The sequence below is a fragment of the Actinokineospora sp. PR83 genome (genome assembly GCF_021056305.1).
Classification (GTDB): Bacteria; Actinomycetota; Actinomycetes; order Mycobacteriales; family Pseudonocardiaceae; genus Actinokineospora; species Actinokineospora spheciospongiae.
Genome location: NZ_JAJCXD010000116.1, coordinates 1 through 3208, shown reverse-complemented (window position 1 = coordinate 3208; position 3208 = coordinate 1). Strand labels below are relative to the sequence as shown.

Sequence of the window (3208 nt, the reverse complement as noted above, 5' to 3'; positions counted from 1 at the left end):
GGGGGTGGTTGGTGTCTCAGACACCGCACAGTGGATGCGTAGCATTTTTGTAACAAGCCCTCGGCCTATTAGTACCAGTCAACTCCACCCGTTACCGGGCTTCCATCTCTGGCCTATCAACCCAGTGGTCTAGCTGGGGGCCTTAACCACTCAAAGGTGGTGGGAGACCTCATCTTGGAACAGGCTTCCCGCTTAGATGCCTTCAGCGGTTATCCCTTCCGAACGTAGCCAACCAGCCATGCCCCTGGCGGGACAACTGGCACACCAGAGGTTCGTCCGTCCCGGTCCTCTCGTACTAGGGACAGCCTTCCTCAAGTCTCCAACGCGCGCGGCGGATAGGGACCGAACTGTCTCACGACGTTCTAAACCCAGCTCGCGTACCGCTTTAATGGGCGAACAGCCCAACCCTTGGGACCTACTCCAGCCCCAGGATGCGACGAGCCGACATCGAGGTGCCAAACCATGCCGTCGATATGGACTCTTGGGCAAGATCAGCCTGTTATCCCCGGGGTACCTTTTATCCGTTGAGCGACGCCGCTTCCACCAGCCAGCGCCGGATCACTAGTCCCGACTTTCGTCCCTGCTCGACATGTCTGTCTCACAGTCAAGCTCCCTTGTGCACTTGCACTCGACACCTGATTGCCAACCAGGCTGAGGGAACCTTTGGGCGCCTCCGTTACCCTTTGGGAGGCAACCGCCCCAGTTAAACTACCCACCAGGCACTGTCCCTGAACCGGATCACGGTCCGAAGTTAGACACTCGGTACGATCAGAGTGGTATTTCAACAATGACTCCACCCACACTGGCGTGTGAACTTCACAGTCTCCCACCTATCCTACACAAACCGAACCAAGCACCAATACCAAGCTATAGTAAAGGTCCCGGGGTCTTTCCGTCCTGCCGCGCGTAACGAGCATCTTTACTCGTAGTGCAATTTCACCGGGCCTATGGTTGAGACAGTCGAGAAGTCGTTACGCCATTCGTGCAGGTCGGAACTTACCCGACAAGGAATTTCGCTACCTTAGGATGGTTATAGTTACCACCGCCGTTTACTGGCGCTTAAATTCTCAGCTTCGCCCTTGCGGGCTAACCGGTCCTCTTAACGTTCCAGCACCGGGCAGGCGTCAGTCCGTATACATCGTCTTGCGACTTCGCACGGACCTGTGTTTTTAGTAAACAGTCGCTTCTCGCTGGTCTCTGCGGCCGCCTGACCCTAGCCCGCGAAGGGCTTCAAATCCTGCGGCCCCCCTTCTCCCGAAGTTACGGGGGCATTTTGCCGAGTTCCTTAACCATAGTTCACCCGAGCGCCTTGGTATTCTCTACCTGACCACCTGTGTCGGTTTGGGGTACGGGCCGCGTGGAAACTCACTAGAGGCTTTTCTCGGCAGCATGGGATCACTCTACTTCGCCTCATTCGGCTATGCATCACGTCTCAGGATATACGACTGACGGATTTGCCTACCAGTCTCCCTACACGCTTACACCAGTCACCAACTGCTGGCGGAGCTACCCTCCTGCGTCACCCCATCGTTTGGCTACTACCGGTTCAGGTCCCGCGCTCCACTCGGTCTCCCCGAAGGGAAACCTCGCTTTGGGCGGTTAGTATCACCGGGCTCACCAGGGACGCGTCCACACGGGTACGGGAATATCAACCCGTTGTCCATCGACTACGCCTGTCGGCCTCGCCTTAGGTCCCGACTTACCCTGGGCGGATTAGCCTGGCCCAGGAACCCTTGGTCATCCGGCGGACGAGTTTCTCACTCGTCTTTCGCTACTCATGCCTGCATTCTCACTCGCGCACCCTCCACGACTGGATCACTCCGCCGCTTCCATGGATGCACGACGCTCCCCTACCCACCCACACCACTGCCCAACCCCCCGAAGGAGGAAGGGGATGTATTGTGTGAGTGACACAGCTTCGGCGGTGCGCTTGAGCCCCGCTACATTGTCGGCGCAGGACCACTTGACCAGTGAGCTATTACGCACTCTTTCAAGGGTGGCTGCTTCTAAGCCAACCTCCTGGTTGTCTGGGCGACCCCACATCCTTTCCCACTTAGCGCACACTTGGGGGCCTTAGCTGGTGTTCTGGGCTGTTTCCCTCTCGACTACGAACCTTATCGCCCGCAGTCTCACTGCCGCACTCTCACACACCGGTATTCGGAGTTTGGTTGATTTCGGTAACCTTGTGGGGCCCCTAGACCATCCAGTGCTCTACCCCCGGTGAGAAACATGCGACGCTGCACCTAAATGCATTTCGGGGAGAACCAGCTATCACGGAGTTTGATTGGCCTTTCACCCCTACCCACAGCTCATCCCCTCAGTTTTCAACCTAAGTGGGTTCGGGCCTCCACGACGTCTTACCGTCGCTTCACCCTGGCCATGGGTAGATCACTCCGCTTCGGGTCTAGACCACGCGACTATGGCGCCCTATTCAGACTCGCTTTCGCTACGGCTACCCCACACGGGTTAACCTCGCCACGCAGCACTAACTCGCAGGCTCATTCTTCAAAAGGCACGCCATCACCCCAAAAGGCTCTGACGGCTTGTAGGCACACGGTTTCAGGTACTCTTTCACTCCCCTCCCGGGGTACTTTTCATCTTTCCCTCACGGTACTAGTCCGCTATCGGTCATCAGGAAGTATTTAGGCTTAGCGGGTGGTCCCGCCAGATTCACAGCGAATTTCACGAGTACGCTGCTACTTGGGAACACTCCCAGGAGACACCGGGTTTTCACGTACGGGACTCTCACCCTCTACGGTCACGCTTTCCAGACGTGTTCCACTAACCACAGTGTTTTCTCACTCCTTGCCAGTCCGGCAGAACCGGCCGAAAGGTCCCACGACCCCGAACACGCAACCCCTGCCGGGTATCACACGTATCCGGTTTAGCCTCATCCGCTTTCGCTCGCCACTACTCACGGAATCACGGTTGTTTTCTCTTCCTACGGGTACTGAGATGTTTCACTTCCCCGCGTTCCCTCCACACACCCTATATATTCAGGTGCAGGTGACACCACATGACTGATGCCGGGTTTCCCCATTCGGACATCCTCGGATCACAGCTCGGTTGACAGCTCCCCGAGGCTTATCGCAGCCTCCTACGTCCTTCATCGGCTCCTGATGCCTAGACATCCACCGTATGCCCTTAACAACTTGTTACAAAGATGCTCGCATCCACTGTGCAGTTCTCAAACACCAACCAGAAAACC

At 56.8% G+C, this 3208-nt stretch carries 1 rRNA gene; it reads right to left on the bottom strand.

Going from position 1 to position 3208, the window contains the following annotated elements:
- Window positions 1–48 precede the first annotated feature (48 nt).
- Window positions 49–3158, bottom strand: a 23S ribosomal RNA gene (locus tag L6E12_RS31075).
- Window positions 3159–3208 lie beyond the last annotated feature (50 nt).